At 70.9% G+C, this 6,647-nt stretch carries 1 protein-coding gene; it reads right to left on the bottom strand.

The features are described from left to right. The coding region (locus LO762_RS32095; RefSeq protein WP_230620106.1) for a type I polyketide synthase at window positions 1-6,627 on the bottom strand (6,627 nt) is incomplete at its 3' end. Between the last annotated feature and the right edge of the window lie 20 nt (window positions 6,628-6,647).

The following is a 6,647-nucleotide window of genomic DNA, read 5'->3' as shown; positions in this document are numbered from 1 at the left end:
TACCCGCACCAACTCACCCACACCGGAGCCAGCCGCATCAGCGCGACGGTCGCCACCAGCGGAAGCGAACAGGTCCGCGTCCAGGACCAGCCACTCCGGCACGTCCTCACCCAACGCCTTCAAACCCGCCACATCCGCGATCACCGCGCTGTTCGGCCCGGCCGCACCGCCATCGCCGCTGCCAGCGAGAGGGGTCCAGTCGACGGCGAACATCGCGCCGCGGGCGGGGGCGGCGGGAGCGTTGAGATCGGTGGCGGTGATCGGCCGTGAGGTGAGGGCTCCCAGGGTCAGGACCGGCTCGCCCGCAGTGTCGGCCAGGTCCATCGTCAGCCCGCCGGGGCCCTCGGTCGCACGGATCCGAAGGGTCGTGGCGCCGGTGGCGTGGAGGGTGACACGGTTCCACGCGAACGGCATGAGCGGGTCGCCCGTGGGCGGGGTGGCGGCCATGGGTAGGTGGAGGGCTGCCTCAAGGAGTGCGGGGTGGATTCCGAATCCGTCTATGTCGGCGCCCTCGGGGAGGGTGACCTCGCCGAACATCTCCCCCTCCCGCACCCAGACCGCCGTCAGGCCCTGGAACAGCGGCCCGTACCCGTAGCCGTCATCGACCAGCCGCTCGTAGAAACCCTCCAAAGACACCTGGCGCGCTCCCGGCGGCGGCCACACCCCGACCACCGCCTCCGCCCCGTCAGCGGCGTCGGCGGTGGAAGCGAGGAAGCCCTCGGCGTTCCGCTGCCATTCCTGCGTCCCGACCAGGCGCGAACTCACCAGCACCGGCCGACGCCCGGCGGAGTCGACACCGCCATCGGTAACGTGCACCTGGATCTCGACCGCGCTGGACGCCGGGACCAGCAGCGGCGCGTGGATGACGAGCTCGTCCAGCACCGAGCAGTCCACCCGGTCCCCGGCGACGATGGCGAGCTCGACGATCGCGGCACCCGGAACGACCACGGTGTCGCCGATCACGTGATCGGCCAGCCACGGATGGGAGTTCAACGACACCCGCCCCGCCAGCATCACCCCACCGGGCACCTCCACGACCGCGCCCAGCAACGGATGACCCCCGGCCACCCCACCAGCAGCGGCAGCACCGGGAACCAGCCAGTAACGATCGCGCTGGAACGGGTAGGTCGGCAGCGGAACGACCCGACCAGGGACAGCGGCACCGGGAATCAACGCCGCCAGAGCAGCCTGCGTGACCGGCCCACCAGCCGCCCAGAGTTCAACGAGTCCAGCGACCACCGCGACCGGCTCCGGCTCACCCCGACGCGACAACGCAACCGCCGCGATCGAGTGGTCACTGGTCCGGGCGAGAGACGTCAGACTCCCATCCGGACCGATCTCCACCAGGAAACCCGCACCGGCCTCAGCCAGCGCATCGGCGTAGCGGACGGGTTCACGGACCTGCCGAACCCAGTACTCCGGCGACATCCACTCCCGCCGCCCCGCCACCGAAGGCTCCCGAAACTCCACACTCCCGGCGACAACGGCGAACTCCTCCAACATCGGATCCATCAACGGCGAGTGGAACGCATGGCTCACCGGCAACACCCGCGCCCGAATCCCCGCACCGGCCGCAGCAGCAACCAGTTCCTCTACGGCGGTCCGCTCCCCGGAGACCGTCACCGCCCTCGGTCCGTTCACCGCCGCGACCCACACACCAGCACGACCGGCCAGCAGCTCCGCGACCCGCTCCTCACCCACAGCCAGCGAAGCCATCCCGCCCCCACCCGGGAGCGACTGCATCAAACGAGCCCTGGCAGCCACCAGACGCGCAGCATCCTCCAAGGACCACACCCCGGCCGCGAACGCCGCAGCCAACTCACCAATCGAATGACCCACCAACACATCCGCACGAACACCCCACGACTGCACCAAACGCCACAACGCGACCTCAAAGGCGAACAACACCGACTGCGTGTACAGCGTCTGATCCAACAGGCCCGCCAGATCCGAACCCGGATCAGCGAACGCCACCTCCCGCAAGGGGAACTCCGCCACCCCGCTCAACTCGGCGTCCAACGCCGCGCACACCTCGTCGAACGCAGCCGCGAACACCGGGAACGCCACACACAGATCCCGACCCATTCCCGCACGCTGAGCACCCTGACCAGCAAACGCGAACACCACACGACCAGAAGACACCGCGTCCCCAGCAGCCACCGCCGCCACCGCACGGAGCTTCGCCACCGCCTCATCCCGATCCGTGGCCACCACACCGGCCCGGAACTCCCACACCGAACGAGACGTCAACAACGCACGACCCACATCACCCAGACCCAACACGGGCTGCTGTTCCAGGAAGTCAGCCAACTGCCCGGCAGCGGCCCGCAAACCCTCCGGCGACCGCGCCGACACCACCAACGGCACCGCAGGAGCGTCCGGGTCGACCGGCGCATCCGAGACCGGCGCATCCGCAGCGGGGACATCGGGAGTGTCAGGGGCCTGTTCGAGGATCACGTGGGCGTTGGTGCCGCTGAACCCGAACGAGGACACCCCCGCCCGACGCGGACGACCGGTCTCCGGCCACGCACGCTCCTCGGTCAGGAGCCGCACATCCCCAGCCGACCAATCGACCTTCGACGACGGGGTCTCAGCGTGCAGCGTCCGGGGCAGCACACCGTGCCGCATCGCCAGAACCATCTTGGCGATCCCGATGACACCCGCCGCGGCCTGGGCGTGACCGATGTTCGACTTCGCCGACCCCAGCCACAGCGGCTCACCGCCTTCACCACGATCGCCGTAGACCGCCAGCAGAGCCTGCGCCTCGATCGGGTCACCCAGAGCCGTGCCCGTACCGTGCGCCTCCACCGCATCCACCTCAGCCGGAGCAAGCCCCGCACTCGCCAACGCCTGACGAATCACCCGCTGCTGCGAAGGACCATTCGGAGCCGTCAACCCGTTCGAAGCACCGTCCTGGTTGATCGCACTGCCCCGGACCACCGCCAGCACCTCATGCCCGAGCCGCTGCGCGTCCGACAGGCGCTCCAGCACGAGCATCCCGGCGCCCTCGGCCAGGCCGATGCCGTCCGCGGCATCGGAGAACGCCTTACAACGGCCGTTGAGCGCTATGTTCCCGAGCCGGGAGAACTCCACGAAGGTGGCCGGGCCGGCCATCACGGTCACGCCGCCCGCCAGGGCCATCGAGCACTCACCCGAGCGCAACGCCTGGGCGGCCAGGTGCAACGCCACCAACGACGACGAACACGCGGTGTCCACGCTCACCGCCGGACCCTCCAAGCCCAGCACATACGAAATCCGCCCCGACGCCACACTGTGCGCGCCGCCGGTGGCTCGGTAGCCCTCCACGTCCCGGGCCGCACCGGCCGCGGCCTGGAAGTCGTTCTCGATGATGCCGGTGTAGACGCCGACGTCACGCCCGTGCAGCGAGGACGGGTCGATCCCCGCCCGCTCCAACGCCTCCCACGACGTCTCCAACAGCAACCGCTGCTGCGGATCCATCGCCAACGCCTCACGCGGACTGATCCCGAAGAACCCCGCGTCGAACCCGGCCGCGTCAGCCAGGAACCCACCGGCACTGGCCGACGACTTCCCAGCGGCGTCAGAGTCCGGACCGAACAGACCCTCCAGATCCCAACCCCGATCGGTCGGGAACGCCCCCACCGCGTCCGTGCCCGAGGACAGCATCTCCCACAACGCGGCCGGACCATCCACCCCGCCGGGCATCCGCAGCCCCACACCGACGATCGCCACCGGCTCGTTCACCCGGACCGGTGCCGAGACGGGCGCGGCCACGGCGACGGTGCCCGCCAACTGCGCGTTCAGGAAGTCGGCCAGCGCCGCCGGGGTCGGGTAGTCGAACACCAACGTCGCCGGCAGCTTCGCCCCGGTCAGCGCCATCAGCCGGTTCCGGAACTCGACCGCGGCCAGCGAGGTGAATCCCGCGTCGCCGAAGGTCTGATCGGCCCGTACCAGATCCTGCTCCCCGGCGCCGAGGACGGCGGCCGCCTCGGCGCGGACCAGCTCGGACACGTACCGCTCCCGGTCCTCCGGCGTCATCGCGGCCAGCTTCGCCGACAGGCCGGTCACGGCCCCGGCGGCGCGACGTTGCGGGCCGGCCAGCAGCCGCAGCAGTCCCGGCACCCGCCCGTCATGGCGGCGGAGCGCCGTCAGATCCAGCACCATCGGAACCAGCACCGGACGGTCCACCGCGAGCGCCGCGTCGAGCAGGGTCGTCATATCCGGGACGTCGTGGCCCCAGGCCAGGGACACGGCGGCCTCGCCGGCGGCCCGGCGCCGGGTGGCGAGCGCGTCGAGGTAGCAGTTCGCCGCCGCGGAGTCCCCCTGCCCGGGGCTGCCCATGACCCCGGCGACGGAGGAGAACAGCACGAACGCCGCCAAACCGAGCCCGCGTGTCAGCTCGTCCAGGTGCGTGGCCGCATCCGCCTTCGGACGCAGCACCGTCTCCCATCGCTCCGGAGTGAGCCCGCTCAGGACGGCGTCGTCCAGCGCGTCAGCGGTGTGGATCACCCCGCTCAGCGGCCCCGGAAGCCCGGCGAGCAACGCCTCGACCTGAGCACGGTCAGCCACGTCACAGGCCACGATCCGCACCTCAGCGCCAGCGGCCTCCAGCTCCGCCTGGAGCTGGTCGGCCCCCGGCGCGGCGGGGCCCCGCCGTGCGGTCAGGACCAGTTTCCGGACCCCGTGCGCGGCGACCAGATGCCGGGCCACCAACCCGCCCAACGTCCCGGTCCCGCCGGTCACCACCACACAACCCGCACCCACACCCCCGACCAGGGCATCCTCGTCAACAACCCGGACAAGCCGGGGCACCTCGACCGGCCCGTCCCCCAGCCGGATCTCCCACTCAGCACCAGCAGCGGCCTGCTCCAGCAGACTGACCGGATCCCGAAGCTCCCCAGCCCCGGACCCGAGATCAACCAGCAGGATCCGGCCGGGGTTCTCCGACTGCGCCGAACGCACCAACCCCGCGACCGCAGCCGCGACCGGGTCGCCACCCGCACCCCGGACCACAACCGCCAACCGAGCCCCACGAAGAGCGGACCCGGCAGTGAACGCCTGCACCACCTCCGACACCCGCGCCAACACCACCCGCACCCGCACCAACTCACCCACACCGGAGTCAGCGGTATCGGCGCGACGGTCACCGCCAGCGGAAGCGAACAGGTCGGTGTCCAGGACCAGCCACTCCGGCACGTCCTCGCCCAGCGCCCGCAGACCCGCCACATCCGCGATCACCGCGCTGCTCGCCCCGTTCACCGTCCCGGCGCCGGGAGCCGTGGGGGCGTCACCGGACAGGACGGGGAGAGGGGACCATTCGACGGCGAACAACGCGCCACGGGCGGGGGCGGCGGGAGCGTTGATATCGGTGGCGGTGAAAGGTCGTGAGGCGAGAGCCCCCAGCGTCAGGACCGGCTCGCCCGCTGTGTCGGCCAGGTCCATCTTCAGCCCGCCAGGGCCGGGGGTGACGCGGATCCTAAGGGCGGTGGCGGCGGTGGCGTGGAGGGCGACGCGGTTCCACGCGAACGGCATCAGCGCGCCGTCGGTGTCGCCCAGGGGCGTCGCCGCCATGGAGACGTGCAGCGCGGCGTCCAGGAGAGCCGGGTGGATCCCGTATCCGGCCGGGTCGGCGCTCTCGGGGAGGGTGACCTCGCCGAACATCTCCCCTTCCCGGGTCCAGACCGCGGTCAGGCCCCGGAACGAGGGTCCGTAGACGTAGCCCTGGTCGGCGAGGCGTTCGTAGAAGCCGTCCAGGGGCACCGGTTCGGCGCCCGGCGGCGGCCAGGCCCCCGAGCCAGCGCCGTCCTGAACCACCGGAACAGCCACCGGAGCGACAAAGCCCTCGGCATTGCGCTCCCATCCGCCACCGGAAACACGCGAGCGCACCGTCACCGGCCGCAGCCCGGACTCGTCCGCCTCCCCCACGTGGACCTGGACGTCGACCCCACCCGAGACCGGAACCCGCAACGGAGCCTGAATCACCAACTCCTCCAGAACCGGACAATCCACCAGGTCGCCCGCCGCGATCGCGAACTCGACCAACCCAGCGCCCGGAACCACCACCGTGTCGGCGATCGCATGATCAGCCAGCCACGGATGCCCTTCCAGTGACACCTTCCCCGCCAGCATCACCCCACCAGGAACATCAACCACCACACCCAACACCGCGTGACCCGACGACCCCGCCCCCGCCAAACCGACCAACGACCGGCCGCCCACACCCGGCGTCAACCAGTACCGATCCCGCTGGAACGGATACGTCGGCAGTGAAACAGACCGTCCCGAGGACCCTGGAATCACAGCGGCAAGATCGCCTACCGAAACAGGTCCACCCGCCACCCACAGATCGACCATCGACCGCACAGACCTGACCGGCTCATCCTCATCACGCCGCACCGAACCGGCCACGACACCATCCGCATCACCGGCCGACTCCGCCGCAGCCACCGCACGGAGCTTCGCCACGGCTTCATCCCGGTCGGCGGCCACCACACCGGCCCGGAACTCCCACACCGAACGAGACGTCAACAACGCACGCCCCACGTCACCCAGACTCGGCACGGGCCGCTGTTCGAGGAAGTCGGCCAACTGTCCGACCGCCGCCCGCAGGCCCTCCGGTGACCGCGCCGACACCACCAACGGCACCACGCCCGACGTCTCAGGAGCGC

The organism is Actinocorallia sp. API 0066 (genome assembly GCF_020991275.1).
In the GTDB taxonomy this organism is placed as follows: Bacteria; Actinomycetota; Actinomycetes; order Streptosporangiales; family Streptosporangiaceae; genus Actinocorallia.
This window is presented reverse-complemented; position numbering and strand designations above follow the sequence as displayed.